This is a genomic window from Actinomadura scrupuli (genome assembly GCF_050971785.1).
Taxonomy (GTDB): Bacteria; Actinomycetota; Actinomycetes; order Streptosporangiales; family Streptosporangiaceae; genus Actinomadura_E; species Actinomadura_E scrupuli.
Map to the genome: position 1 here is coordinate 80,681 of NZ_JBPCCU010000015.1, position 26,505 is coordinate 107,185.

General features: G+C 73.7%; 23 protein-coding genes. 13 read left to right on the forward strand and 10 right to left on the reverse strand.

The genetic code is table 11. The annotated features are described in order from the left end of the window. Positions 1 to 62 precede the first annotated feature (62 nt). The 6 genes from ACRYCC_RS41810 to ACRYCC_RS41835 all read left to right on the forward strand — a co-directional run bounded on the left by ACRYCC_RS41810 (position 63) and on the right by ACRYCC_RS41835 (position 8,760). Complete coding sequence (locus ACRYCC_RS41810) at positions 63 to 3,323, forward strand: ABC transporter permease (protein WP_433819687.1); 3,261 nt, start codon at positions 63 to 65, stop codon at positions 3,321 to 3,323. Next, positions 3,320 to 5,986, forward strand: a complete 2,667-nt coding sequence (locus ACRYCC_RS41815) for an ABC transporter permease (protein WP_433819689.1) — start codon at positions 3,320 to 3,322, stop codon at positions 5,984 to 5,986. Before ACRYCC_RS41810 ends, ACRYCC_RS41815 begins: the two co-directional genes overlap by 4 nt. Further along, entirely contained in the window at positions 5,983 to 6,927 is a 945-nt protein-coding gene (locus ACRYCC_RS41820) for an ABC transporter ATP-binding protein (protein WP_433819690.1), read from the forward strand. Before ACRYCC_RS41815 ends, ACRYCC_RS41820 begins: the two co-directional genes overlap by 4 nt. Beyond that, on the forward strand, positions 6,924 to 7,619 hold the full coding sequence (locus ACRYCC_RS41825; RefSeq protein WP_433819691.1) for an ABC transporter ATP-binding protein: 696 nt from the start codon (positions 6,924 to 6,926) through the stop codon (positions 7,617 to 7,619). Before ACRYCC_RS41820 ends, ACRYCC_RS41825 begins: the two co-directional genes overlap by 4 nt. Positions 7,620 to 7,900: 281 nt before the next feature. Continuing rightward, entirely contained in the window at positions 7,901 to 8,311 is a 411-nt protein-coding gene (locus ACRYCC_RS41830) for a hypothetical protein (protein ID WP_433819692.1), read from the forward strand. 86 nt (positions 8,312 to 8,397) lie between these two features. After that, complete coding sequence (locus ACRYCC_RS41835) at positions 8,398 to 8,760, forward strand: spore germination protein GerW family protein (protein WP_433819694.1); 363 nt, start codon at positions 8,398 to 8,400, stop codon at positions 8,758 to 8,760. A 91-nt stretch (positions 8,761 to 8,851) separates the two neighbouring features. On the opposite strand, the gene ACRYCC_RS41840 is transcribed toward ACRYCC_RS41835, so the two are convergent. Beyond that, positions 8,852 to 9,403 (reverse strand): hypothetical protein, encoded by a 552-nt coding sequence (locus ACRYCC_RS41840; protein WP_433819695.1) that lies wholly within the window; start codon positions 9,401 to 9,403, stop codon positions 8,852 to 8,854. Between ACRYCC_RS41840 and ACRYCC_RS41845 the strand changes: the two genes are divergently transcribed. Further along, on the forward strand, positions 9,402 to 10,085 hold the full coding sequence (locus tag ACRYCC_RS41845; protein WP_433819696.1) for a response regulator transcription factor: 684 nt from the start codon (positions 9,402 to 9,404) through the stop codon (positions 10,083 to 10,085). The genes ACRYCC_RS41840 and ACRYCC_RS41845 overlap by 2 nt on opposite strands. Next, positions 10,082 to 11,404 (forward strand): sensor histidine kinase, encoded by a 1,323-nt coding sequence (locus tag ACRYCC_RS41850; RefSeq protein WP_433819697.1) that lies wholly within the window; start codon positions 10,082 to 10,084, stop codon positions 11,402 to 11,404. The genes ACRYCC_RS41845 and ACRYCC_RS41850 overlap by 4 nt, the downstream gene beginning before the upstream one ends. Before the next feature lie 84 nt (positions 11,405 to 11,488). Here the strand turns inward: ACRYCC_RS41850 and ACRYCC_RS41855 are convergent, their stop codons facing one another. Continuing rightward, positions 11,489 to 12,676, reverse strand: coding sequence for an alpha/beta hydrolase (locus tag ACRYCC_RS41855; protein ID WP_433819699.1), 1,188 nt, complete (start codon positions 12,674 to 12,676; stop codon positions 11,489 to 11,491). Positions 12,677 to 12,926: 250 nt separating this feature from the next. Between ACRYCC_RS41855 and ACRYCC_RS41860 the strand changes: the two genes are divergently transcribed. Further along, complete coding sequence (locus ACRYCC_RS41860) at positions 12,927 to 14,420, forward strand: cellulose binding domain-containing protein (RefSeq protein ID WP_433819700.1); 1,494 nt, start codon at positions 12,927 to 12,929, stop codon at positions 14,418 to 14,420. 100 nt (positions 14,421 to 14,520) lie between these two features. Then, positions 14,521 to 14,895: a hypothetical protein gene (locus ACRYCC_RS41865; RefSeq protein WP_433819701.1), complete on the forward strand. Its 375-nt coding sequence runs from the start codon at positions 14,521 to 14,523 to the stop codon at positions 14,893 to 14,895. Positions 14,896 to 14,968: 73 nt separating this feature from the next. On the opposite strand, the gene ACRYCC_RS41870 is transcribed toward ACRYCC_RS41865, so the two are convergent. Then, positions 14,969 to 15,559, reverse strand: a complete 591-nt coding sequence (locus ACRYCC_RS41870) for a TetR/AcrR family transcriptional regulator (RefSeq protein ID WP_433819703.1) — start codon at positions 15,557 to 15,559, stop codon at positions 14,969 to 14,971. Positions 15,560 to 15,702: 143 nt separating this feature from the next. On the opposite strand from ACRYCC_RS41870, the gene ACRYCC_RS41875 reads away from it, so the two are divergent. Then, complete coding sequence (locus ACRYCC_RS41875; RefSeq protein ID WP_433819704.1) at positions 15,703 to 17,124, forward strand: amidase; 1,422 nt, start codon at positions 15,703 to 15,705, stop codon at positions 17,122 to 17,124. Positions 17,125 to 17,196: 72 nt separating this feature from the next. Here ACRYCC_RS41875 and ACRYCC_RS41880 read toward each other — a convergent pair whose 3' ends face one another. From ACRYCC_RS41880 to ACRYCC_RS41905, 6 genes are all read right to left on the reverse strand, one after another. Continuing rightward, positions 17,197 to 17,958 (reverse strand): glucose 1-dehydrogenase, encoded by a 762-nt coding sequence (locus ACRYCC_RS41880; RefSeq protein ID WP_433819705.1) that lies wholly within the window; start codon positions 17,956 to 17,958, stop codon positions 17,197 to 17,199. After that, positions 17,945 to 20,179 carry an acetate--CoA ligase family protein gene (locus ACRYCC_RS41885; RefSeq protein WP_433819706.1) on the reverse strand — a complete coding sequence of 745 codons (2,235 nt, stop codon included), beginning with the start codon at positions 20,177 to 20,179 and terminating at the stop codon, positions 17,945 to 17,947. Before ACRYCC_RS41885 ends, ACRYCC_RS41880 begins: the two co-directional genes overlap by 14 nt. A gap of 172 nt (positions 20,180 to 20,351) precedes the next feature. Beyond that, positions 20,352 to 21,938, reverse strand: coding sequence for a class I adenylate-forming enzyme family protein (locus ACRYCC_RS41890; protein WP_433819708.1), 1,587 nt, complete (start codon positions 21,936 to 21,938; stop codon positions 20,352 to 20,354). A gap of 31 nt (positions 21,939 to 21,969) precedes the next feature. Further along, complete coding sequence (locus tag ACRYCC_RS41895) at positions 21,970 to 22,314, reverse strand: VOC family protein (protein ID WP_433819709.1); 345 nt, start codon at positions 22,312 to 22,314, stop codon at positions 21,970 to 21,972. Beyond that, positions 22,311 to 22,754 (reverse strand): Zn-ribbon domain-containing OB-fold protein, encoded by a 444-nt coding sequence (locus ACRYCC_RS41900; protein ID WP_433819711.1) that lies wholly within the window; start codon positions 22,752 to 22,754, stop codon positions 22,311 to 22,313. Before ACRYCC_RS41900 ends, ACRYCC_RS41895 begins: the two co-directional genes overlap by 4 nt. 160 nt (positions 22,755 to 22,914) lie before the next feature. Continuing rightward, positions 22,915 to 23,619 carry an endonuclease V gene (locus ACRYCC_RS41905; RefSeq protein WP_433819712.1) on the reverse strand — a complete coding sequence of 235 codons (705 nt, stop codon included), beginning with the start codon at positions 23,617 to 23,619 and terminating at the stop codon, positions 22,915 to 22,917. A gap of 145 nt (positions 23,620 to 23,764) precedes the next feature. Here ACRYCC_RS41905 and ACRYCC_RS41910 point away from each other — a divergent pair, with 145 nt between their 5' ends. Both ACRYCC_RS41910 and ACRYCC_RS41915 read left to right on the forward strand, forming a co-directional pair. Continuing rightward, positions 23,765 to 24,412: an isochorismatase family protein gene (locus ACRYCC_RS41910; RefSeq protein WP_433819713.1), complete on the forward strand. Its 648-nt coding sequence runs from the start codon at positions 23,765 to 23,767 to the stop codon at positions 24,410 to 24,412. 55 nt (positions 24,413 to 24,467) lie between these two features. Beyond that, the gene (locus ACRYCC_RS41915; protein ID WP_433819714.1) at positions 24,468 to 25,202 is read left to right on the forward strand and encodes an SDR family NAD(P)-dependent oxidoreductase; all 735 of its coding nucleotides are present in this window, start codon (positions 24,468 to 24,470) and stop codon (positions 25,200 to 25,202) included. A gap of 104 nt (positions 25,203 to 25,306) precedes the next feature. Here ACRYCC_RS41915 and ACRYCC_RS41920 read toward each other — a convergent pair whose 3' ends face one another. Next, a complete protein-coding gene (locus ACRYCC_RS41920) occupies positions 25,307 to 26,470 on the reverse strand; it encodes a serine hydrolase domain-containing protein (protein WP_433819715.1) in 1,164 nt (387 codons plus the stop codon). Between the last annotated feature and the right edge of the window lie 35 nt (positions 26,471 to 26,505).

Below are 26,505 nucleotides of genomic sequence, written 5' to 3' on the forward strand. Positions count from 1 at the left end.
AAAAGGCCTTGTCAAGAGGGTCTTCGAGGCGTGATCATCTCGTGGTGACGTGGGGACGGCTGATGACGCGGCGTGCGCTCAGCGAACGACCGCTCCTCCTCGCGGCGAGCACGACCGTGCTGTTCGCCACGATCGTGCTGGCGGCGCTCACCGGCTACACCGGCTCGGTCACGCGGGAGGGTCTCCAGCGGACCCTCGCGCATCCCACGTTCGAGACGGCCGGCGGACGGTTCACCGCCCAGATCCCCGGCGGCGGCTTCCCGGCGGTGGACCGGTCCCTGCGCGCGGCCCTGCACGGGGTGTTCGGGGACGTGCCCGTCACGGTCTCCGCGAGCGCGCAGGGCGGCTCGTACGCCCTGGCCGGGCAGGAGAGGCGGCCCCATCCGGAGCTGACCGTCTTCGCGATGTACTCCGGGATCGAGGACCACGCGACCCTGACGTCCGGATCGTGGCCGCGAACGGCGCCGCCGGGCCCGGGCGCGGTGGAGGCGGTGCTTCCGGTTCCGGCGGCGAAGGCCATGAAGGTCGCCGCCGGCGACACCTTCGTCCTGCACAGCCGGCTGGGCCCGGGCACCGCGGAGGTCCGGGTGACCGGGCTGTTCCAGGTGAACCGGGCCGGCGACCCGTTCTGGTCCGGCGACCCGCTCGTGACCCAGGGCGTCGAGCGCGGGGGCTACACGACGTACGGCCCGCTGGTCGTCCCGCCCGGCACCTTCGCCGGCCGGTTCGACGCGGGGGGTGTGTCCACCCGCTGGCAGGTGCTCCCCGACACCCGCGTCATCGGCCCGGATCAGCTGGGGCCGCTGGCCGGGCGGATGGACGCGCTCAGCGAGCGGCTCCGGCAGCACGGGCAGTTCACGGTCGTCACCGCGTTCCCCGACCTCATGCGCCGGCTCGACGGCGCGCTCACGGTGGCACGTTCCACGATGCTGATCCCGGTGCTGCAGCTGATCGTGCTGGCCGGCTACGCCCTGCTGCTCGTCGGACGGCTGATGGCCGATCACCGGCGGATGGAGGTCGCGCTGCTGCGTGCCCGCGGCGCGGCCGTACCCCAGCTGGCGGCGCTCGCCCTCGGCGAGGGGCTGCTGCTCGCCGCGCCCGCCGCGGTGGCGGCTCCGCTGCTGTGCCCGCCGCTGCTCCGGCTGCTGGCGGCCGCGCCGACGCTGAAGGCGTCGGGACTGCGGCTGGACGCGGCGCCGTCCGCCGCGGTCTGGCTCACCGCCCTCGGCTCGGCGCTGGCCTGCTCCCTGGCGCTCACCCTCCCGTCCCTGCGCGGCGTCGCGGTCACCTACGTCGAGAGCCAGACGGCGCGGGGCCGGGGCGAACGGCGAGGCGGGCTGCAGCGCGCCGGCGCCGACGCGGCCCTCGTGGCGGTCGCCGCGCTCGGACTCTGGCAGCTGTCCCACTACGGGCGGCCCGTCACCGCGGGCGGCGTCGACCCCTTCATCGTGGCCGGGCCCACCCTCGCCCTGCTGGCCGGCGGCACTCTGGTGCTGCGCCTCGTCCCCGTGGTCTCCCGGGCCGCCGAGTGGCTGACGTCCCGTGGCCGTGGCCTGGCACCGGCGCTCGGCGCCCGGCAGGTCAGCCGCCGCCCCCTGCGGTACGCCGGGCCCGCCCTGCTGCTGGTGATGGCGGTCGCGGTCGGCGTGCTGTCGGTCTCGACCGCGGCGACCTGGCGGACCTCCCAGCTCGCCCAGGCCGATTTCCAGGCCGCCGCCGATCTGCGCCTCTCGGTGCGGGACGACCCGTCGAGCCCCACCCCCCTGGGCCAGGGCGGCCGGTACGCGGCGCTGCCGGCGGTGACCGCGCTGAGCCCCGTCCTGCGGACCACCGCCACGGCCGGGAACCACGAGGTCACCGTGCTCGCCGGGGACGCGCGCGCGATGAGCCGGGTGCTGCGCGCCGGAGCGGTCCCGGGGGTGGGCGCTCTCGCCGCGGCGCGGGAAGCCGGCAGGACGGCGGTGCTGCCCGGGGAGCCGGACCGGATCGCCTTCGACCTGAGGCTCTCCGGCCGCGGTATCGGCGACCGCGCGGCCCTCGCGGGGTCGCAGGTCTCGGTCACCCTCGTCGACGGGCTCGGCGTCGCCCGGGAGGCGGGTCTCGGCGCGGTCCGGCCGGACGGCGCGGTCCACACCGTCGTGCTGACGGCGGCGGCGCTGGCGGGGCCGGGCGGCCGGATCAGCTACCCCCTCGCGGTGCGGTCCCTCCAGTACGACTTCACCGGAAGCCCGCGCAACGGCCTGCTCACCCTGAGCCTGCTGCGGATCCGCGGCGGCACGGCCACCGGCTACGGGCCGCCCGCGGGGAGTCCGCCGGGCACCCGGTGGCGGGTCTTCGCCGACGCGGCTCAGGGCGGCGGGCCGTCCCTCGAACCCCGGGCGGGCCGCTCCCCGGGCGCGCTCATCACCATGGACATCCCGCCGCCGCCCGCCCAGCCGAACGGCTTCGAACTGCCGTACGTCGGCACCGTGCACGCGGTCCTGGCCGCACCGGACACGGCCGGCGCGACCGTCCAGCCGGGAGGTTCCACGCCGCCCGCACCACTGCCCGGCATCATCACCGCCGACCTCGCCGCCCAGGCCAAGGTCGGCATCGGCGGCCAGGTCACCCTGACCCTCCTGGGCGCGCAGCAACCGGTCACCGTCGCCGGCGTCGTCGGTGGCCTGCCGTCCGCGGCTCCGGGCCGGCCGGCGGTCCTGGTCGACCTCAACACGGTGAACGAACGGTCCCTGGCGGCCGGGATCACCCCCCTGCCGGCGAACGAATGGTGGCTCGGGGCGCGGAGCGGTGGCGCCCGGGCCGCCGCCATGCTCGCCGCGCACCCCGCCTGGCAGGCCGGCGTCGTCGACCGGACGGCGCTGCGCCGGCAGCTGCGGGACGCGCCCCTGGGCGCGGCCCTCCAGGGGGCGCTGGTGCTGGGCTTCGCCGCCGCCCTCGCCTTCGCCCTGATCGGCTTCGTGGTCAACCTCTCGGTGTCGGTACGCGAGCGCCGCGGCGAGTTCGCCATCCTGCGGGCGCTCGGTTCGAGACCCGGTCAGCTGTTCGGCCTGCTCGGCATGGAGCAGGCCGTCCTGGCCGGTCTCGGCCTGGCCGGGGGCACCGCCCTCGGCCTCGCCGCGGTCATGCTGGTGGTCCCGCACGTCGTGCTGACGGTGCAGGCCGCCGCTCCCTTCCCCGCCGTCGAGGTGATCGTGCCCTGGCCGCTCGTGCTCGGCATCCTCGGCGGCATCGCGGTACTGCTCTGCGCGGCCCTCGGCCTGGTCGTACGGGCCCAGCGCCGGGGCGGCCTGGGCACGGTCACCTCGCTGGAGCAGGATCGATGAGGCCGGCGATCGCGATCCTGCGCAGCGAGCGGGTGATGTTCACCGTGCTCGCCCTGATGGTGCTGGCGACCTCCCTCCTCGCCGCCTCGGTGCCCCCCGCCCTGACGGCCCGGTACGACGGCGCCCTGCACGACCAGCTGAAGGGGGCGTCCCCGGACCTGCGGGTCACCACCTCGGTGTCCGGCCCGCGCGTGGCGGCACTCGGCACCGAGGAGTCACTCCAGGCGCTCGGCGGGGAATGGCGCGACCTGGTCAAGGGCCGGCTGGCCGGGCTGACCGGGCCGCCCGCACACGAGGTGACGACCCGCCGGCTGGGGGTCCGGTACACCGGTCCCGACGCGGCCATCGTCCTGTCGTGGAATCCGGATCTCCAGAGCCGGGTCCGTTATGTCAGTGGCGCGGCCCCGCACAACCGGCCCTCGCGGGAGCCCCTGTTCGAGATCGGCATGGCCGAGCGGGCAGCGCGGAAGCTGGGCCTGCGTGCGGGCGACACGGTGACCCTGGGCGCGGACGGGCAGGTCGCCCCGCGCGTACGGATCAGCGGCCTGTACACCCCGGTCTCGCCGGCCGATCAGTTCTGGACCGACCACGTCACGTGGCTGGAGGCCCCTCCGGTGCCATCCGGGCGGGACCGCGACATCAGCCTCACCACCGTGGTGCTGGACGCCGCGGGGTTCACGGCGTTGTACCAGCAGACCGATGTCGACCTGGACTATCTGTGGCGGCTCCCGGTCGCGGCCGACCGGCTCTCCGCCGCCGACGCCGGCCCGATCCTGTCGGATCTCGACGAGTTCGGCCACGGCGTCGGGAACCGCCAGATCGCCGGTTCGGTCTTCCAGTGGTCCTCGCAGCTCGGTTCCGTGCTGCCCGAGTTCTCCCGGCAGCTGGGGGTGACCAAAGCCGTCCTCCTCCTGGCCCTCGGCGGGCTCGGAGCGGCCGCGCTGGGGCTGCTCCTGCTGACCTGTCTCGTCCTCATCGAGCGGCTCCGGGTCGGCTTGGCCACGATGCGCGCCCGGGGCGCGTCCCTGTTCCAGCTGGGCCTGCTGACCGGCGAGGCCATCGCCTGGGCGGCGCTGCCCGCGACGGCCGCCGGGTACGCGGCGGCGCTGCCGCTGACGGGCGGGGGCTCGCTCGCCGGCGCGGCGGCGGTCGCCTGCCTGGTGACGTTGGTCCCCGGCGCGATGGCGGCCTGGATCCACCGGCGGCCGGGGAGGGCCGAACGCCGGGATCTCGCGGCCGTCCGGCTCAGCCCACGCCGGGTGGTGCTCGAATGCCTCGTCCTGGTGCTCGCGGTCGTCGGCGTGGTCGTCCTGCGGCGGCGCGGACTGGCCGGCGACGTGCCCGAGCACGGCACCGATCCCTTCCTGACCGCCGTGCCCGTGCTCATCGCCGTCGCGGCGGGCCTGCTGACGCTGCGTCTGGTCCCGTACCCCCTGCGAGTCCTGGGCCGGGTCGCGCGCCGCGCCCGCTCCGCCGTGCCGTTCGTCGGGATCGCGCGAGCCTCCCGGCAGCGCCCGGCCACCGCGGTCCCCGTGATCGTCCTGGTGCTCGCCACCGCCGTCGCCGGTTTCGCCGCCACGGTAGACGCGGGCCTGCGGCACGCCCAGGAGGACTCCGCCCGGCACACGGTCGGCGCCGACGCCCGCGTCTACGCGACCGTGATCAACGAGGCCGCCGCCCAGCGGATCCGGCGGGTCGCGGGGGTGACGGGCACCGTCCCCGCCCGCTTCATCGGGGGCGCGACCCTGACCGGTGAGGGCATGGACGGCCAGGCAGTGACGGTCATCGCCATCGACCTGGAGGCCTACCGGCGGCTGGTCGCGGGAGCCGTGCCGAGCGTGTCCCGCTCGCCGCGAGGGGCGGCCGGCCCGGCGGCACTGCTCTCACCGTCGCTGGCCCGGGCGGCACGGGCCGCCCGGTCTCGGCCGCTGACGGTCGGCTGGAACGGCGAACCCGGGCTCCGGTACGAGCAGGGCGGCACGATCGAGGACTTCGCCACCATGCCACCGGGTGCGGAGTTCGCGGTCGTGCCGTACACCTCCCTGGGCTCGGCGGCGAACACCTTCGCCACCACGGTGTTCGTCCGGGGCCGTCACCTCGATCGCGGCGCCCTGCTGCGGGCCGTCATGGACGAGACGGGAACGGGCTCGAGGCTGCCCGCCGGCGCGTACTCGGGAGTGTCCGTCGACACCTACGCCGACGTCCACACCGGCCTGGCCGGGAAACCCCTGATAAGCCTGGTCCAGGCCGGATTCGGCTACGGCCGGTGGGCCTCGGCCTGCTGCGGCGGCCTGGCGATCCTGCTCATGCTCACGATGGAGGCGGAGTCCCGCGGCCGTACGGTGTCCTACCTGCGGACCCTGGGGCTCAGCCGGGGCCAGCTGCGGCGCCTCACCCTGGTCGAGCTGGGCCCGATGATGCTCAGCGCCGTCGCCGCCGGATGGCTGCTGGGAGTCGTGCTCCCGGCGATCGTGGGACCGGCCGTCGACCTGCGACCCTATACAGGCGGCTGGGCGGTGTCCTACCGGCTCCTCGACCCGGCCGCCACGATGATCCTGGCCGGCGGGACGATCCTGGCCGGCGGCTGCGCCCTCGCGATCGACGCGGCCGTCAACGCACGCAGGCGGCTGGGCGGCCTGCTCCGGATGGGGGAAGAGACATGACCGGACCCGTGCCCGACCTCGCGGAGCTGGAACGGCGGGCCGCCGAGCGCGTCGCGGTCTTCGGCGCGGACACGCACGTCGTGTGCGACAACCTCGTGCGCATCTACCGGGCCGACGGGGTGGAGGTGGTGGCGCTGCGCGGCCTGGACCTGCTCATCGGCAAGGGCGAGATGGTCGCCATCGTGGGGGCCTCCGGGTCGGGCAAGTCGACGCTGCTCAACATCCTGTCCGGCCTCGACACGCCCACGGCCGGGCTGGTCCGGGTGGCGGGCACCGATCTGGCGGCGATGTCGGCGCGCGACCGGCTGCGGTTCCGCCGGGAGCTCGTGGGGTTCGTCTGGCAGCAGACCGGCCGTAACCTGCTTCCCTACCTGACGGCGGCCGAGAACGTCGAGCTGCCGATGCGGCTGCGCGGCGGGCGGTCACGGGCGCGGCGCGCGCGGGCGGCGGAGCTCCTGGAGCTGATGGGCGTGGCGCACTGCGCCCGCCGGCGGCCCCGGGAGATGTCCGGCGGCGAGCAGCAGCGCACGGCCGTCGCCGTCGCCGTCGCCAACGCGCCGGGGGTGCTGCTGGCCGACGAACCGACCGGTGAGCTGGACAGCGCGACCTCGGCCGAGGTGTTCGACACGCTCCGCCTGGCGACCCGGGAGCTGGGCGTGACGGCCGTGGTGGTCACCCATGATCCGCAGGTCGCCGACCAGGTGGATCGTACGATCGCGATCCGCGACGGCAGGACGGCCAGCGAGGTCATCCGGCGCACCGAGCGCGACGCGGACGGCGGGGAGCGGGTCGTCGCCGAGGAGTACGCCGTGCTCGACCGCACGGGACGGCTTCAGCTTCCCCGCGACTTCACCGGGGCGCTCAGCATGAAGGACCGGGTCAGGCTGGCCCTGGAACCGGATCACATCGGGGTGTGGGCGGCCGAGGAGGACTCCGAATGAGCATGGTCGTCGTCGAGGGGCTCACCAAGGTCTACCGGACCGGGCGGTCCCCGGTACGAGCGCTCACCGACGTCTCCTTCACCGTGCCGGCCGGGCGGCTGACGGCGGTCAGCGGCCGCTCCGGATCGGGCAAGACGACCCTGCTCAACCTCATCGGCGGCCTCGAGACCGCCGACGCGGGCTCGGTCGTGGTCGACGGCGAGCGGGTGACCGGGCTCGGCGAGAGCGAGCTGCTGCGGATGCGCCGCGAGAGCATGGGCTTCGTCTTCCAGTCGTTCGGGCTCATCCCGGTGCTGTCGGCGGCCGAGAACGTGGAGGTGCCCCTGCGGCTCATCCGCACGCCCCCGCGCGAACGCGACGAGCGGGTCCGGCTGCTGCTCTCGCTGGTCGGCCTCGCCGACCAGGCCGCCCAGCGGCCGTACGAGCTGAGCGGCGGCCAGCAGCAGCGGGTCGCGATCGCGCGGGCGCTGGCCAACCGCCCCCGCTTGCTCATCGCCGACGAGCCGACCGGCCAGCTCGACTCCGAGACCGGCCAGGCCATCATGATGCTGATCCGGGCGCTGGTCCGCAGCGAGGGGGTGACCGCGCTGGTGGCGACGCACGACCCGCTGCTGCTGGCGCACGCCGACGAGGTCCTCGAACTGCACGACGGCGAGCTCCTGCCCGCCACGACCTCCGCGGACCGGGCCTGAACGGACCCGCCCGTACGGACCCGGGCCCGTGCGGACCCGGCCTTGGACGGACCCGGCCTGACCGGACCCGAGCCGACCGGACCCGAGCCGGCCGGAGGCGACCGGGCGCTCGGCCGTCGGCGGCGACGGCCGCAGTGACATCGGCGCGGGCCGCGGCGCTTGTAAGGGGAAGTGCGGTCATGGGCGGGCGCCGGGTGAGGATGTGACGGCGGCCGCATTCCCCGTGTCCGCGTTTCCCGCGTCCGCGTTCCCGCGTCCGCAGTGCTCGGAGAGGAGATCTCGTGGTTGTTTTCCTGGGACTCGTCGTGGTCGTGGTGGCCATGGTGATCGGCGTCGACGTGGCCGTCGAGAACACGGCTCCCGCGACGCTGACCGTCTTCGGCCGGACCGTTCCCCAGGTCACGACCCAGGGACAGGTCCTCCTCTTCGGGGCCGGCGTGACCGTCGTCCTCGTCGCCGGCCTGGTGATCGTCTACTTCGCCATGGCACGCGCGCTGCGGCTCCGCCGGGAGCTCCGCTACCTGCGCGAGGAGGCCGAGGAGTCCATCACCACGCTGGAGCGGCAGAAGCGCCAGCTGCAGCGCGAGCTCGCCCAGGCCCGCCGCGACACCGGCCAGGCACCGGTGCCCGCGAAGACGGCCGGTCCGCCGCAGGCGACGGTCGTGTCGTCGTTCTTCGACCCCGCCAGATGACGTCATGACCTTTGCCCCTACACGCGGCCACCACCTGCGATGAGCATGGAGAGCAGTTGGTACGCCGTAGGTGGGAGGACAGAGCCGTGGACATCATCGAACTGGTCGGGCACGCGCAGGACAACGCGACGGTGACACGGGTCTTCGGTGAGCCGGTCACTCAGGACGGCGTCACCGTCATCCCGGTCGCCAAGATCTCCGGAGGCGGCGGGGCGGGTACCGGCAAGAAGGACGGTGACCAGCCCGGCCAGGGGTCCGGGGGCGGCTTCGGGATCGGCGCGGTGCCCATAGGAGCGTTGGTCGTCAAGGACGGCAAGGTGCGCTGGCAACCGACGGTGGACGTCAACCGCGTCATCCTCGGAGGCCAGGTCGTCGTCATCGTGGCGTTGCTGACCGTACGTACCCTGATCCGTGCCCGCGCCGGGAAGAAGGGCCGCCAGGCGCCCTGAGCACCCCGTGCGCCGGATCCTGACAGGTCGAGGCGAGCGGGCTGGGCGCGGTCAGGTGGTGGTACTCCCCGGGGGCCGCATCCGTGCGCGATCAGTACTCGTAGACCTGCACGGTCGGGGCGTGCTGGTACCAGGACGCGATGATCGACGACGTCCGGTCGCCCGCGGTGAAGTCCACCCGCAGCCATCCGGTGCCGGGGGTGACCTTCGTGCCGTACCCCTGGGCCGGGGTGGCCGAGACCAGGTGCGCCGCCGCCGGGGTCAGGGTGAACGCGGCCCGGCCGCCCCGGGACGCGAAGCTGCGCACATCGGCGGCCCGGCTCGACGCGGACGGGCTCGCGTGCGTGGCGGAGGGCCGGCCGGGGACGGGAGCCGGCCGGCGTGCCGGACGGGACGGCCGGGCGGTGGCCGCCGGAGTGCCGCCGGTCGCGGGCGGTGCCGGGCTGGCGTGGATGACCGGCCCACCCGCGGGGATCGCGCCCGGCCGGTCGAACACCGCGCCGCGCAGCACGTCACGGACGCCGAGCCAGGACAGTGTGACGGCCAGAGCGGTGGCCCCCGCCCACAGGGCGAGATACAGCACGGCTCGGCGCATCAGCACATACTGCACCATCGCCGGACAGATGCCGTACGGTTCCGCCATGGCGAGTGTGCTCGTGGTCGAGGACGACCCGATGGTGCGGGCGGCGCTCATCCGGGAGCTGACGGCCCGTGGCCACGTCGTGCGGAGCGTCGGCACGGCGCTGGACACGCTGCGCGAGGTGGCGCGGACACCCCCGGACCTGGTCATCCTGGATCTGGGGCTGCCGGACCTGGACGGGGCCGAGGCGCTCAAGATGCTGCGCGGCGTCTCCGCCGTCCCCGTGATCGTCGCCACCGCCCGGGACGACGAGACCGAGATCGTACGGCTGCTGAACGCCGGTGCCGACGACTATCTGGTCAAGCCGTTCTCCGGGGAGCATCTGAGCGCCCGGCTGGCGGCGGTGCTGCGCCGTACCGCCCCTCTGGGCGACGCCCGGCCCGCGATGCTGCTGCTGGTCGGCGGGCTGAGCGTGGACCTGGACCGGCGGGAGGCCACCCTGGACGGGGCCGCGCTGGAGCTCACCCGCAGGGAGTTCGATCTGCTCGGCTATCTCGCGGCCCGGCCGGGCCGGGTGGTGCCCCGGCGCGAGCTGCTGACCGAGGTCTGGCGCCAGTCCTACGGCGACGACCAGACCATCGACGTGCACCTGTCGTGGCTGCGCCGCAAGCTCGGCGAGACCGCGTCCGCACCGCGTTACCTGCACACGGTGCGCGGCGTCGGGGTGAGGCTCTCGCCGCCGTGAGACGCGTCCTGGTGCTGGTCTCGCTGGCGGTCACCTCGATGGTGGCGCTGGCGTTCCTCATCCCGCTCGGGCTGACCGTCCGGGAGATCGCCCGGGACAGGGCGCTGTCCGACGCGGAGCGGCAGGCCGGTGCGCTCGGCCCGGCGCTGGCCGTCACCACCGACCGCGCCGCGCTGGAGCGGGCGGTGGCCAGCACGCAGGCCGGCGCCGCCGGGCGGATGGCGGTGCATCTCCCCGAGGGGCCGGCGATCGGCCGGGGCCGGGCCGGCCGGGCGGATCTGGACGCCGCGGCCCGGACGGGCCGGTCCTTCGCGGCGCACGTCCCCGGTGGGTTCGCGCTGCTGCAGCCGTTCGCGCTGGACCGCGGCCGCATCGCGGTGGTCGAGGTCTTCCTGCCCCGGGCGGACCTCTCCCAGGGGGTGTGGGCGGCCTGGGCGGTGATGACCTGTGTGGCGGTCGCCCTGGTGGCCGGCTCCGTGGCGGTGGCCGACCGGCTGGCGGGCGGTGCCGTCCGCTCGGCCCGCCGGCTGGCCGGTGCCGCAGGTGCCCTCGGCGAGGGCGACCTGAGCGTACGGGTGGACCCGCAGGGTCCGGCCGAACTCCAGGAGGCCGGCCGGGCGTTCAACGCCATGGCGGACCGGGTCGCCCAGTTGCTCGCGGCCGAGCGGGAGATGGCCGCCGATCTGTCGCACCGGCTGCGGACCCCGCTGGCGGCGCTGCGGCTCAACACCGGGGCACTGGGCCCGGGGGAGCTGGCCGACCAGACCCGGCAGGCGGTCGACCAGCTCGAACGCGAGGTCGACTTCATCATCCGCACGGTGCGCAGCCCCGGCGGGCACGGCAGCTGCGACGCGGCCGAGGTGCTGCGCGGCCGGCTGGCCTTCTGGTCCGTGCTCGCCGAGGACGAGGGGCGGTCCTGGGAACTGATCGGAGCCGGCCGCCCGGTGCCGGTCCCGCTGCCCGCCGCGGAGCTGGCCGCCTGTGTCGACGCGCTCCTCGGCAACGTGTTCCGGCACACCCCCGAGGGCACGGAGTTCGCCGTGACGCTGCACCCCGGTGAGGGGGTGACCGGGATCCTCGTCGCCGACGCGGGGCCGGGCATCACCGACTCACCGGCCGCGCTGGCCCGCGGCAGCAGTGGCCGGGACTCCACCGGGCTGGGCCTCGACATCGCCCGCCGGGCGGCCGAGTCCACCGGCGGCAACCTGCGGATCGACCGGTCCGCCGCGCTGGGCGGCGCCCAGATCCAGCTCTGGCTGCACACCGGTGGCGGGCGGCGCCGCCGGCGCCGCGGGCACCGGCGGAACGGCCCGGCCTGACGCCGTCCTCCCGGAGTCCTCCGTGCAGGCCGGGTCGTGCAGGTCAGGACCCGGGATCAGGACACGTTGCTCAGGACCGCGGGGTCAGGTCTTGGCCGCACCGATGGTGGACATGATGGCCGGCCAGTTGGCGTGCAGCTCGCGCTTCCAGTACGGCCACGAATGGGAGCCGTTGCCGTAGAAGTCGGCGGTCACCGGGATGCCGAGCTCCTGGGCCTTGGCCACGAAGTCCTGGGTGGTCCGGTAGACCTGCGTCTCGCTGAGGTAGCCGATGTCCCAGGCGGCCTTGTCCGGAGCGTCGAACGGGCCGGGCTGCCCGTTGCCGGAGGAGACGTAGACCTTGACCCCCCGCAGCTTGGGCAGCAGGCTGGCCGGGTCGTGGGCCTTCCAGTTGGCCTCGTCGACGACGGGGTCGCCCCAGATCGCGTACGGGTCGCTCCCGTTGCTGGAGTTGGTGTACATCAGCAGCGAGGGGATGCCGGCCTGGAGCATCGACAGCACTCCGCTGTAGGAGGCCGCGTAGGCGAACATCCCGGGGTGGCGGGCCGCGTAGGTGATGGCGCCCTGGGCGCCGGAGGACAGCCCGATGGCGGCCCGGGAGCCACCGGCGTGGAAGTTGCGCTCCACCAGTTGCCGGACCTCGAGGGTGTGGAAGGTCTCCCACTTGGGAGTCCCGCCCCTGCCGTAGTTGTACCAGTCGGTGTAGGAGCCGTTGGAGCCCTCGGGCATGACGACCATCGTGTCGTACCCGGCCGCGACCGCGGCGATGTCCGAACTGCGGGTCCACGAGGCGTAACCGTCCCGGCCGCCGTGGAAGGCGTACACCACCGGCCAGGTCCTGGTGGAGGCGGTGCGCCAGGACGCGGGGACCAGGACACGGACCCGCTGTGACGAGCCCAGCGCCGGCGAGCGGACGGTCAGGTCGAACGCGCGGGCCCCGGCCTTCTTCACCGCGGTGATGACCGCGCCGTCGTCGGCGGCCCGGTAACTCGTGGCCGGCGAGGCGGCCTTCCCGGTCGGCTGGTTCCGCGGGGTCGCGCCACCGAGGACGGAGGGCCGCGCGCCCGTACCCCGCGATGCGGAGGGCGAGACGGTGGGGGACGCGCCGGCGCCCGGGGTCCGCTCGGCGGCGACGGCGGCCGCCGGGCCCGGCCCGCTGGTGAACGGGATGTGCGGCCCGCCGGTCTTGACCATCACCAGCAGGACCGTGGGGATGACGGTGACCGCCGCGACAGCGCAGATCGCGATGGTCCGGTCTGTGCGTTTCTCCACGGTTCCTCCCAGCGGTGAAGGCGTCCCGCATCGCGATGCGCCCGGACGAGCGGCGCGTCGTGCCGGTGTTCTGGTGGTGCGCGATGCGGGGGAGTACGAATGAGGCTGCTTGTCAGGATGTAGCGGAATGAACTGTAAGCACCTTAGTGGGTATTCACGGGCGACTTAAGGGCACCTTAACCACCTTCTTCGGCCGTCTCGGCAGATCTAGCGTGAACGCGGCCGGTCGAAGAGATCACGGAGGTGGACCATGGGCACGAGCCCGCAGCGTTCCCGCAGACGGCGTGTCCCTGGCCGCGGCTACTTCCTCGCCGCGGGCCTGGTCGCCTCGTTCGGCCTGACCGTCGCCGCCTGGGCGGTGGTCCCCGGGCAGGCGAGCGCTGAGTCGATCAGAGTGACGTACGCGAAGGTCAGCGACTGGGGGAGTGGCCACACCGCCCAGTACACGCTGACCAACACCGGCACGCGGACGGTGCACGGCTGGCACCTCGCCTTCGACCTCCCGGCCGGCGCCCGGATCACCAGCATGTGGGACGGGGTCTTCACCGCGTCCGGCGCCCATGTGACGGTCCGGAACGCCGGCTGGAACGGCGACCTCGACGGCGGCGGATCGGCCGTGGTCGGGTTCGTGGTGGAGAAGTCACGGGGCTCCGGTGACCCCGCCGGATGCACGATCAACGGCTCGTCCTGTGCCGCCGGTCCGGCACCGGCCCCGACCGCAAGTGGCCGCCCGACCGGCACGCCCGGGACCGCCGCCCCCACGCCCACGCGTACGCCCACCCGCGCACCCGCGCCCAGGCCGGTCCCCACGCGGAGCCCGGCCCCGGCGGTCACTCCGGCGGCCGGCACCGCCCGGTTCGCGCCCTACGTGGACACCGGCCTCTTCCCGGCCTTCGACCTGACGGGCACCGCCGCGGCGACGGGGGTCGAGCAGTTCAACCTGGCCTTCGTCGTGTCCGGTGGCGGTTGCACGCCCACGTGGGGCGGTGTCGAGGAACTCGGCGCCAACGCCGTCGCCCGGCAGATCGGGGCGCTGCGCAGGGCGGGCGGGGACGTCCGGGTGTCGTTCGGCGGGGCCAACGGCACCGAGCTGGCCGGGGCCTGCTCGACGGTGGGCGCGCTGACCGCGGCGTACCAGAAGGTCGTCGGTGCTTTCGGGCTCACCATGGTGGACTTCGACGTCGAGGGCGCGGCGCTGCCCGACACCGCGGCCAACGACCGGCGGGCCAGGGCCGTCGCGGCGCTGCAGAAGGCGAACCCCGGCCTGAAGGTCTCCTTCACCCTGCCGGTGCTGCCGCAGGGGCTCACCCAGGACGGCGTCGACCTGCTCGCCGACGCCAGGGACAACGGTGTCGACGTCGACGCGGTCAACATCATGGCGATGGACTACGGAGACTGGGCCGCGCCGGACCCGGCGGGCCGGATGGGCGACTTCGCCATCGACGCGGCGACCGCCACGCACAGCCAGATCAAGGGCGTGTTCAAGCTGGGCGACGCCCAGGCCTGGCACCGGGTCGCCGTCACCCCGATGATCGGTGTCAACGACACCAGCAACGAGATCTTCACCGTGGCCGACGCCCGCAAGGTGGCCGCGTTCGCGGCGGCCAAGGGCCTGGCCTGGACCTCGATGTGGTCCGCGACCCGCGACAAGGCCTGCCCGGGAGGTGCCAAGGCGTTCGCGGACGCCACCTGCAGCAGCGTGGTCCAGCAGCCGCTCGCCTTCTCCCGGGCCCTGGCCGGCTGATCGGCCGGCACCGATGCCCGTACCCCGGGAGCGGGCCGGAGGCTAGGGTGACCGGGCCACGTGTCGGCGTAGGCCGCGCGGGTCGCCTTGGAGGCACACCATGAGCACACCCCTTCCCGGCCGCGCCACCGTTCTGGCGGCCACGGTCGCCAGCGGTAAGTGGTATCAGTCGGGAAAATTCCGCTACGACTTCGTGCTCGACGTCAGGCCCGGCGACGGCGGCGCCCCGTTTCGCGTGCAGTTGCTCAACGTGCGCATCTACCAGGCCGCGCCACAGCCCGGCATCGAGGTGGCCGTGGAGATCGTCCCGGGTACGCAGGAGGTCACGCTCCTGTGGAAGGACGACCCGAACCTCGACCTGAACGCGTGGCGCAGGCAGCGTGAGCTCCGCGACGAGCAGATCCGTCTCGCGGCGCTCAACGGCACCGACCCCGCCGACCCCCGAGGCCCCCGGCCCGGACCACCCCGGGTCTGAGCCACCTGGGGTCTGGGCCGGAAGGCGCGGGCGGACGGGGGCGCGACGACCGGTGGTACGGGCGTGTCCCGGGTCAGCGGGGAAGGGCGCCATGCAGGAACAGGCGCAGGGCGTCGGCGGTGCCGGTGGCGGTGGTGTCGCCCGTGGACAGGCGCCGGATCGCCAGGCCGTAGAACAGGGCCACCACGGTGGGTGCGTGCCGCTGGGCGTCGGGGATGCCCAGGGCCGTGAGGATCGCCGTGGCCAGCCGGTCGTAGGCCTCGATCGAGCGCATCGCGGCCGCCCGCAGTTCGGGATCGCGGGCGGCCTGCAGGTGCAGGTCGAGATTGGCGATCTCCTCCGGGCCGTAGGAGAAGGCGACGATCGCCTTCTCCACCTCCTCCGCCGCCTGCTCGGCGTCGATCCCGGCCGCCCGCATGAGCTCCAGCCGCGCCGTGATCCGCTCGATCTCCAGATCCACGAAGCGGTTCAGGCTCTCCCGCAGCAGGTCGGCCTGGCTGGGAAAGTGGTAGGTCAGCGAGCCCAGTGACACCCCGGCCGCCTTGGCGACGGCCCGGTTGGTCACCGCGCACACGCCGCTCTCACCGATGAGGCGCATGGTGGCCCGCAGGATCCGCTCACGGGCCGCCTCCGGGATCGCGGCATCGCGCACTGTGGCATTCATCGCGTTCAGTCTCTCGCAGTCGGCGGGCTCTTCCCTTCACCGGTCTCCGAAGTTATCGTTCGTTCGAACGAACGACCAGCCCTTCCGTGATCGTACGGGCGGTACCGGGCGCACGATCACGGCGGCGACGAACGGGAGCGCGGATGAGCGATCTGGTGTACACGGGGCTGGCGGCCCAGGCCAGGCTGGTGGCCGAGGGGGAGGTCTCCTCGCGGGAGCTCGTCGAGGCCTCGCTCCGGCGGATCGACGAGGTCGACGGCAAGGTCGGCGCGTTCCGGGTCGTACGGCACGAGGCGGCGCTGGCCGAGGCCGCGGTGGCCGACGAGCGGGTCGCCGAGGGCGCACAGGGGGACGGCGACCGGCCCCGGTGGCCGCTGCTGGGCGTCCCGGTCGCCATCAAGGACGACACGAACCTCCAGGGGGAGACCACTCCCTTCGCCGTGCGCGGGGACCACGTGCCGGTGACCGAGGACGCCGAGCAGGTCCGCAAGCTCAGGGCCGCCGGGGCGATCGTCATCGGGAAGACCACCACCTGCGAGATCGGGCTCTGGCCGTTCAGCGAGTCGCCCGGCTTCGGCAAGGCGCGTAACCCGTGGAGCCTCGGTCACACGCCGGGCGGCTCGTCCGGCGGATCGGCGGCGGCCGTCGCCGCGGGGATGGTGGCCGCCGCCGTCGGTTCCGACGGTGCCGGTTCCATCCGCATCCCGGCGGCCTGGACCGGGCTGGTCGGGATCAAGCCGCAGCGCGGCCGGGTCTCCGGCTTCCCCAACCGCGACCCCTTCAATGGCATCACCGTATGGGGACCGCTGGCGCGCAGCGTCGGTGACGCGGCGCTGCTGCTGGACGTGCTGTCGGGAAGTCACCCACAGGACGCCTACCAGCTCGATCCGCCGCGTACGCCGTTCGCGGACGCGGCCGGCCGCGACCCCGGGAGGCTGCGCGTCGCGGTCTCCTTCCGCACCGCCCTGGGGGTGTCGGCCCGGATCGACCCGGAGATCCGGCTGGCCGTGGAGCGGCTCGCCCGGACACTGACCGGGCTGGGGCACAAGGTGTTCCCCGCCGACCCCGACTACGGGCTGGTCGCGCTCGGCCTGGTGCCGCGCGGCACGGCCGGGGTGGCGGACTGGCTCGACTCCATCCCCGGCGCCGACCCCGAGATCCGTACGCTGACCGAAGCGAAGATCGGACGGCTCGTCGGCAGGCGGCTGCTGCCGCTGGCCAGGCGGATGGATCCCGGGCTGCGCCGGAGGGCCGGCCGCATCTTCCAGGTCGCCGACGTCGTGCTGACACCGACGACCGCCCGGCTGCCGATGCGGATCGGGGCCTTCGACGGGCTGAACTACAGCAGGACCCAGTCGGCGTCCGCCGCCGCCTGCCCCTTCGCCTGGCCGTGGAACGTACTGGGCTGGCCGGCGCTCAGCGTGCCCGCCGGGCTCAGCGCCGCCGGCCTCCCCATCGGCGCCCAGCTGCTGGGGCACGACAGCGACGAGGCGACCCTCATCTCGCTGGCCGCCCAGCTCGAACAGGCCGAAGGGTGGACCGAACGCCGCCCGACGGCGGTGTAGCCCGCGCCGGCCCGGTCGGCGGCGGGGCGCGAGCGGAGGACGGCCTGGCGGAAGGGGCGGGCGCGGGCCGGGTCAGTAACCGGCGCCGGTCAGCATGCCTCCGTCCACCAGCAGCTCGGTGCCGGTGCAGTAGCTCGAGTCGTCGGAGGCCAGGAACACCACGGCTCCGGTGACCTCCCGGGCCTTGCCCATGCGGTTGAGCGGCAGCTGTTTCATGAAGGCGTCGGCGCTGTCGGCGGTCGCCGCGACGACGTCCGGGTCCAGCGACATCGCGGTCAGGATCGCGCCGGGGTGGATGGTGTTCACCCGGATGTTGTACGCGCCGAGCTCGCGGGCCGCGGACTTGGTCATGCCGCGCACCCCGAACTTGCTGGCCGCGTAGGCCGTCATGCCGGCGGCCCCGACGAACCCCTCGGTGGACGACACGTTGATGATCGAGCCACCGCCCGCGGCCTTCATCGGCTCGATCACCGACTTCAGGCCCAGCCACTGGCCGACCAGGTTGACCTCCAGGATCCGGCGGAACTCCTCCAGGCCCATGTCCTCGATGTTCTTGTGCTTGATGATGCCGGCATTGTTGACCAGCGCGTTCAGCGCGCCGAACGCGCTCACCGCCAGCTCCACCGCGGCCGTCCAGTCCTCCGGCCGGGTCACGTCCATCCGCAGGAACCGGACGTCGTCCCCCAGCTCGGCGGCCAGCTTGACGCCGTCCTCCTCCAGCACGTCACCGAACACCACCTTCGCGCCCTCGGCGGCGAAACGCTTCACGTGGGCCTTGCCCATGCCGCGTGCCCCACCGGTGATCAGTGCCACCTTGCCGTCAAGCTGTCCCATGTCCGACCCTTCTGCTGAACGTCTTGCCTGCGGCGACGGCGACGGCCGCGGCCTCCATACTGCGGTACACCGGAATCCCGCCGTCACGCGCGACGGCCCGTACCGCGTCCTCCACCCCGGGCGGGGCGCATTCGGCGTTACGGGTCACCAGCGTGACCCGGGTGTCGGGCAGCGCGGCCTGCATCCCGGCGACCGCGTGGGTGTAGGCGATCAGCGGGTCCGCGCTGGTACCGAACGTGAAGAAGCTCTGCACGTTGACGTGCGCGACCACGTCCGGGAACGTCACCCGCCCCGGCTCACCGGACGCCAGGATCGCGGTGACGGCGTCCCGCACGAGATCGGGTCTGCCGCGCGGCCCGACCGGGATCTCCAGCGGGTTGGCGAGCGAGGTGCCCGCGCCGAGACCGAGCCCGCGCAGCGCCTCGCCGGCGTCGCCCGGCAACGCGGCCAGGTCCAGGCCGGCGGCGTCGAAGACGTCTGCGGCCAGCACGCTGGCACCACCGCTCGGCCCGATGACGAGCACCTCGGGGGAGCCGGGCGCCTTCCGGCGGGCGTGCAGATCGAAGAAGTCCAGCACACCGAGGAGGTCGTCCTGGCTGGTGACGAGAGTGATCCCGGTCTGCCGGGCCAGCGCCGCCCAGACCCGGGTGTCGCTGACCATCCCGCCGGTGTGCGAGGCGGCGGCCCGCTGCCCCTGGCCGCTCCGCCCGCCGACCAGCGCCGCGACCGGCAGGTCCACGTCCTTGAGAGCGTGGAAGAGCCCCCGGCCGTCCCGCGGATCCTCCAGGTAGAGGCCGATGGCGGTGGTGCCGGGATCGGCGGCCAGGTAGGTCAGCAGCTCGGTGGGGGTGACGTCGGCGCTGTTGCCGACCGTGGCGACCTTGGAGAACCGCAGGCCCCGGCGTTCCCCGACCTTGATGACCTCGCCGGCCATGCCACCGCTCTGCGAGACGACCGCCACGTGGCCGGGACGCCCCGGCTCGCCGCCGATGAACGTCTGCCCGCCCGCGGGTGAGTAGACGCCCATGCAGTTGGGCCCGAGCAGCCGGGTGCCGGCCTGCCGGGCGGCCTCCAGCAGCCGCTCCTCCAGATCGGGCTCGCCCATCTCGCGGAAGCCGCCGCTCATCACCTGGACGAACGGGATGGGCCGGCCGTTCGCACCCGCGAGCCGTACGACGTCGGGGCACTGCGCGGCGGGCACCGCGACCAGCGCGTAGTCGATGTCCTCCGGCGCGTCGGCCAGCGAGGCGATGCACGGTACGCCGTCGATCTCGGCCGCGGACGGGTGGACCGCGAGCAGCCGGCCGGTGAAGCCCGCCGCCCGGTAGAAGCCGAGGAACATGTTCCCGAAGTTCGGCTTCCTGGCCGACGCCCCCACCACGACGATCCCGCGCGGTGCGAACAGCCGGTCGAAGTCACCGCCTCTCCCGGTGCCGTCCCGGGTGCCGTCCCGCTTGTCGTCCTGATGGCGGTCCTGGGGGTCGTCCCGCCGGCCGTCGCGGCCGGGGGGCTCGGTGGTGGCGCCTTCCGGGAGGCCGGAGCCGAGGAGGCGGGCGTCGACGGCGACCGCGCCGGCGGACCCGCAGATGACCGGGTTCAGCTCGAACTCGGCGCCGGTGCCGCTCAGCGCCTCCGCGATACCGCCCGGGCCGCCGACGGCGAGCAGCACCTTGACCAGGGCGTCGCGGTCGACGGCGGGGCGCCCGCGGAACGGGCCGAGCAGCGCCGCCCCGCGCAGCTCGCCGAGCATGTCCCGGGCGTCGGCCTCGGTGACGGGGCACAGCCGCAGCGCCGTGTCGTGCAGCACCTCGGTCCACACCCCGCCCAGGCCGGCCAGCAGGACCGGGCCGAACGCCGGGTCCTGCACCGCCCCCACGATGACCTCCACCCCGGCGTCGCACTGCTCCTCGACCAGGAAGCCGTCCGGCACGATGCCCTGGGCCGTCAGCGCGGCCAGCATCTCCGCCGCCGCCTGCCCGGCCTCGGCCGCCGAGGGCAGTCCCAGCCGTACGGCTCCGGAATCGCTCTTGTGCACCAGTGCGGGCCCGTACGCCTTCAGCACCAGCGGCGGGCCCAGCCCCGCGCCGGCGGCCTCGACGGACTCCGGATCCGGCGCCGTCACACCCCTCGGCACCGCCACCCCGAACCCGGCCACCCATCCCTTGACGTCATGTTCTCCGACGGCATGTCCCTCGACGACAGGCTCAGGGAGTTCCCTCATCTGCTTCCTAGCTCCCAAACTCCCAAGCTCCCGGCTCTCAAGCTCCCGGCTTCCAAACTCCCGGCTCTCACGGCCCCCAGAGGCTGCTGACACCCATGCGCACCCCGAACCTCCCGCCGTGATCATGCAATCGTCGGACGATCGATTGCATGATCACGGAGGGAGCGGGGGGCTACTGGATCTGGTCGGCGTACAGGTCGCGGATGCCGCGCCGCAGCAGCTTTCCGGGGCCGCCGGAGCCGTCCGAGGTGTGCGGCAGCTCGGCGGCGACGACCACGTGGTCGGGTGCCTGGTGGGCGGGCAGCCGGGAGGCGATCGCCGCCTTGACCGCCGCCGCGTCCAGGGTGGCGCCGGCCCGTGCCACCACCGCGACGAGGATCTTCTGCTCGACGGCGTCCTGGCCCTCCGGATGGGCCGGGACCCCGACCACCCCCACCTCGGCCACGCCGTCGACCTCGATGGCGGCCTCCTCGACCTGCGCGGGCTGCGACCACTGGCCGCCCTTGAGGATGGCGTCCTCACGGCGGCCGATGACGTGCAGGAAGCCGTCGGCGTCCACCGTCCCGAGGTCACCGCCGACGTACCAGCCGCCGCGCAGCACCTCGGCGGTCTTGCCGGGCAGCTTGTCGTAACCGGCCATCACGTTGGGGCCGCTGAGGTTGATCTCGCCCACCTCGTCCACGACCCGGTTGCCGGCCGGGTCGGTGATCCGCACCGCGCAGGACATCCGGGCCCGCCCGGACGCGGAGATGTCCTGGCTGCCGTCGTCCTGGCGGCCGAAGCAGGTGTACGGCGCCTCGGTCTGCCCGTAGTAGCTGTAGATCGCCGCGCCGGGGATCCTGGTCACGATGCGCTCCCGTACGGCGGGCAGCAGTGGCTCGCCGCCGAGCATGATGGCCTTCAGAGAGCTGAGATCGACGCCCTCGTGCTCGTCCGAGCCGAGCAGCGCGGAGAAGAAGCTCGGGATCAGGCTGACGTGCGTGACCTTCTCACGCGGCACGACCTTCAGGAAGTTCGACGGGCCCCAGTCCTGTTCCAGCACCAGCTTCATCCCCGCGTAGAACGCCGGGCCGACCAGCGCCGGGAAGCCGATGCCCCAGATGATCGCGCCGGTGCCCATCACCGAGTCCTGGTCGCGGTCCACGTCCAGCCAGATCTGGGCGGAGGCCAGGCTGGAGAAGTGGGTGTGCATGACCGCCTTGGGGAGCCCGGTCGTGCCACTGGTGTAGAACAGCGCCAGCAGGTCGTTGCCGAACCCGCCCAGCGGCGGCTCCTCCTCGGAGGCCTCCGCGGTCAGCCCGTCCAGGTCGGTGGCGTCGTCGGCCGCGCCGCCCACCCGCAGCCACAGCTTCACGTTGGACAGCCGCGGCCGGATCTTGCGGACGAGCTCCTCGACGGTCGCGTCGTAGACGAACACGGTGCACTCGGAGTGCTCCACCACCTGGGCGAGGGTGTCCTCGGGCCAGTACGGGTTGAGCGCCGAGACGACCGAGCCGATCTTCATCTGGGCGAGATAGACCTCGGCGACGTGCAGGGTCTCGTTCATCAGCGACGCGACCCTGGTCCCCGGCGTCACGCCCGCGGCCAGCAGGGCGTGCGCGACCCGGTTGACCTTGCGGTTGAGCTCGTCGAACGTGAAGCTCTGCTCGCCGCAGTAGGTGAGCGCCACCTTGTCCGGGGTGCGCAGCGCGTTCGCCGTGAGAATGGCATAGGCGTAGTTGCTGAATGGGTTGCTGGATGCGGAGGTCTCTCGCGCCACGGCTCGGCTCCTTGGACGTGTCAGGGGTGGGCTAGGTGCGGCTTGCGTACAGGACGAAGGGGTTGCCGGCCGGGTCGCGCAGCACGGCACGGATCTCGTGCGGTCCCTCCTCGGGCCCGCGGACCAGCTGGGCGCCCGCCGCGGTGAGCTCGGCGGTCTTGGCCTCGACGTCGTCGACCTTGAACGACACCGCGGGCTCGCCCGCCGTGACGTCCTCCTGCTCGCCGGCGATGGCGAAGGTGGTGCCGCCGCCGTCGAGGGCCGCGAACCGCGAGCCGTCCTGGAACTTCACGGCCAGGCCGAGGGCGTCGCGATAGAACACGACGGCGGCCTCGACGTCCTTGACGGGATACAGCACGTTCCCGATCCGGGTCATGATGGGGTCCTCCAACGGGGACTGTCGGGTGTGGCCGTCACATCCGGCCGCGGGGTGAAAGACGGGATCGGCCCGAAGCCGGGCAGGTCGGCGAAGCACACCTCCACCGGCATGCCGATCCGCACCTCCTCCGGCGGGCAGCCGACGAGGTCGCCGAAGGCCCGCGCGCCCTCGGCCAGATCGATCCAGGCGATGACGTACGGAGTGCGGAACCCCGGCAGGAACGTGCGCTCCACCACGCTGAAGGTGTGCACGGTGCCGTTCCCGGAGACCTTCGTGTAGGGCAGCTCGGTACCACCGCAGAACGGGCAGACGGGCTCGGGGAAATGGACGAACCGGCCGCACTTCTCACATCGCTGGAGCGCGAGCTCACCCCGCCTGCAGGCCTCCCAGTAGGGCTCTGTCAGCGGGGTCGGAGTGGGGGCAGGCGGTCGGTCCATCTCGCGTAAACCTAGCGCTCGCTTGGTTAGTAGACAAGAGCCTGGTCGCAACAGTGCCCGGCCGGCGTGACGCGGCCGGACGGCCGGGCCGGCGCCCCGCCGGACCGGCGGTGGCGACCCCGCCCGCGCGCCCCCGCCGTGGCCCCCCGGGCCCCCGCGGTCACGGCGGGGGGAGCCGGGGCTCCTCGGTGCCTTTCCGCAGGGCCTCGCGGGACGACCGGTCGGCGCGTCTGGTGGTCTCCGGCAGCCGGTAGGACGGGCTCAGGTCCAGGACGTGCCGGCGGGCGGTCTCCAGGTCGATTCGATGACCCACCGACACGTGGACCGGGCGGACCCCGGTCTGCGTCCGCAGCACCAGCCCGACCGTCTCGCCGTCGGCGCGCAGCGGGCTCGCGCAGCCCCGGTCATCGCCCGGCGGCTCATAGCCGCCCAGGAACGGCGTCTTGGCGACCCCGATCGACGGCACCCCGGTGAGCACCCCCAGATGGCACGCCAGCCCGAACCGCCGCGGGTGGGCCAGGCCGTGCCCGTCGCAGACCAGCAGGTCGGGAGTGATGGTCAGCCGGCTCAGTGCCTCGACCAGCGTGGGCAGCTCGCGGAAGGCGAAAAGCCCAGGGATGTACGGGAACGTCGCGGTGCCGAGGACGGCGACCTCCTCCACGACGTCGAGCGTGGCCGCGTCCAGCACGACGACGGCCGCGGCCAGCCGGTCGGAGCCCGGCGCGTAGGCGACGTCCAGCCCCGCCACCGTGGACAGCACCTGCGGGCCGGCGACGCCGAGCTCGAGGAGTGGCCTGAGCTCGTCCTGGATCCGGGCCGCCTCCTCCGGCGTCTGTGGCCATCCGTGCAGCCGCCGCACCTCCATGGGCGAACCCTATTGTCCGTGCCCTGGCCGGTGCGCTGAGTCCGGGCCCTGTGCCCGCGGCGGCACCGGCGTCCGCTCGGGCTCCGGCCCGCAGTCGCACCCGGGCATCTACCCAAGCAAGCGCTCGGCCGATAGTGTGAACGCCGTGGCGATAGATCTTGCTGAGCTGGCCGACCCCAGGCACACCGCGATGCTGGTGATGGAGATGCAGCGCGGGGTAATGGGGGATCTTGCCAAATTTCCGGACCTGGGAAAGGCCTGCGCCGAGCGGGAGGTGGTGGCCAACGCCGCCCGCGCCGTTCGTGCGGCCAGGGCCGCGGGCGTGCGGGTCGTGCAGTGCACGGCCGCCTTCCGGGCCGACCGCGCCGGCAGCCATACCGACAACACCCCGTTCATCAAGAGGCTGCTCCGTGACCCGGCGCACATGCTCGAGGGCACCGGGGCCGCCGAGGTCGTCCCGGAGTTGTACGACCCGGCGGATCTGGAGTCGCGGCGCTACCACGGCTTCTCACCGTTCACCGGCACCTCGCTCGACCAGACGCTGCGCGCGCTCGGCGTCCGTACGGTCGTCGCCGTCGGGGTATCGCTCAACATGGCGATTCCGGGACTCTGCCTGGAGGCGGTGGGCCTCGGATACCGGGTCGTGGTCCTCGCCGACGCCGTGGCCGGGACCCCCGCCGAGTACGGCGACGCCGTCATGGCCAACACCATCGCCATGCTGGCCGCCCGGGTCCGGGCCGACGACCTCGTCACGGCCTGGCGGAGTCCGCCGGCCCCTGGAACGAGCGCATGAGCCGGGCCCGTGAGCGGGCGACGGGCATGATCGGCGATCCGGAGGGACGGCAGGCGTGGACGGGCTGACACTGGAGGGGCGTACCGCCGTGGTGACCGGCGGCGCCGGAGGCATCGGGCGGGCCATCTGCGCGGACCTGGCGTCGCTCGGCGCGCGGGTCGTCATCGCGGACCTGGACCAGCAGGCCGCGGAGGATCTCGCCAAGTCCCTCGACGGTTTCGCGTCGCGGGTCGACCTGACCGATCCCTCGGACATCGACCGGTTCGTGGCCGACGTCGGGCCGGTGGACGTGCTCGTTCACAACGCCGGCGTGAGCATCGTGGAGTCCTTCACCGAGAGCGACCCGGCGGACTGGGACCTCATGTGGAAGGTCAACCTGCGGGCGCCGATGCAGCTCACCAAGGGCCTGCTGCCGGGCATGGTGGAGCGCGGCTGGGGCAGGCTGATCTTCATCTCGTCGGACGGGGCCCGGGCCGGATCGGGCGGCGAGGGAGCCTACGCGGCGACCAAGTCCGGGCTGTTCGGGCTGGCCAAGACCCTGGCCAGGGAGGCGGCCCGCGGCGGTGTCACCAGCAACGTCGTCTGCCCGGGGCCGACCGACACCCCGATGGTGCGCGCCGTGGGGGACAAGCACCCCGGGCTGCTCGACAAACTGGCCCGGCAGATCCCGCTGCGCCGTATCGGCCGTCCGGACGACGTCGCGGGCATCGTCGCCTTCCTGTGCACCGAGCGCGCCGGTTACATCACCGGCCAGACGCTCTCGGTCAGCGGCGGGATAACGATGCAGTGAATGCGGTGCCCCCCTTTTCCCCGCCTCCCTTCCCTTCGCCGCCCTCCTCGTTCGTGATCAGGCAATCGTTCGACGAACGATTGCGTGATCACGGAGCGTGGGCGTCAGGTCAGGGAGGTGTAGACGGCCTCGGCGATCCGGTAGGCGCGGGGGTCGCCGGACAGCTCGTTGCCCATCCGGTTCATCACGTAGGCCAGCGCGATGCCGCTCTCCACGTCGCCCAGCCCGAGCGAGCCGCCCGCCCCGCTGTGCCCGAACGCGCCCGCGTGGCCCGCGGCCGGCACGCGGTAGGTCATGGACGGGCGCATGAAGCCGAGCCCGAACGAGCTGTCGCTCAGCAGCACCCGGTCCGGCCCGCTGACCCGTGGGGCGATCGCCTCGCGCAGGGTGTCCGGCCGGACGATCCGCCCGGCGAGCAGGTCACGGTAGAACCCGGCCAGCGCGGGGGCGGTGGTCACCATGCCGGCGGCGGGCCAGCCACCGCGCAGCACCACGGGGTTGTTGTAGCCGCCCTTGCCCGGCGACGGGTTGTACAGCGCCCGGTTGAGCAGGCTCTCCGGGTCGAGGTAGGCCTTGGACATCCGGGCGAGCAGGTCCTCGGCGTCGCCCAGGGAGACCGGGTCGGTGCCGCCCGGCCGGCCGGCGGTGAGCTTGGCCGCCCGTTCGATGACGGAGTCCGGAGCACCGATCCACAGGTCGAGGTCGCGGGCGAACTCGTCCTTGACGAACTGCCCGACGGTGCGGCCGGAGTGCCGGCGTACGATCTCGCCGGCCAGCCAGCCGTAGGTCAGCGCGTGGTAGCCGTGCGCCTCGCCGGGCACCCACTCCGGGGTCTGCGACGCCAGCTGGTCGGCCACCGTCTTGGGCTCGGCGGCCTCCTCGGCCGACATCGGGCGGGCGAGCGCCGCCAGCCCGGCCTGGTGGGAGAGCAGGTGGGCCGCGGTCGTGTCCTGCTTGCCGCCCGCGGCGAACTCCGGCCACCACGCCGTGACCGGGCCGTCCACCTCGTACGCCCCCCGCTCGGCCAGCAGCGCGGCCGCGGCGGCGGTGACGGCCTTGGTACAGGAGAACGCCACGCACGGGGTGTCGTGCGCCCACTCGCGCCCGGTCCGGCGGTCGGCCGTCCCGCCCCACAGGTCGACCACCAGCCGGTCGCCCGCGTACACGGAGACGGCGGCGCCCAGCTCGCGTCCCGCGGCGAAGTTGTCCTCGAAAGCGTCGCGTACGGCGCTGAATGCCGGGTCGCAGTGGCCCTGGACAGTGGTCATGCGCGGGTCCTCTTCCTTCGATCTGTTTCGGTGCC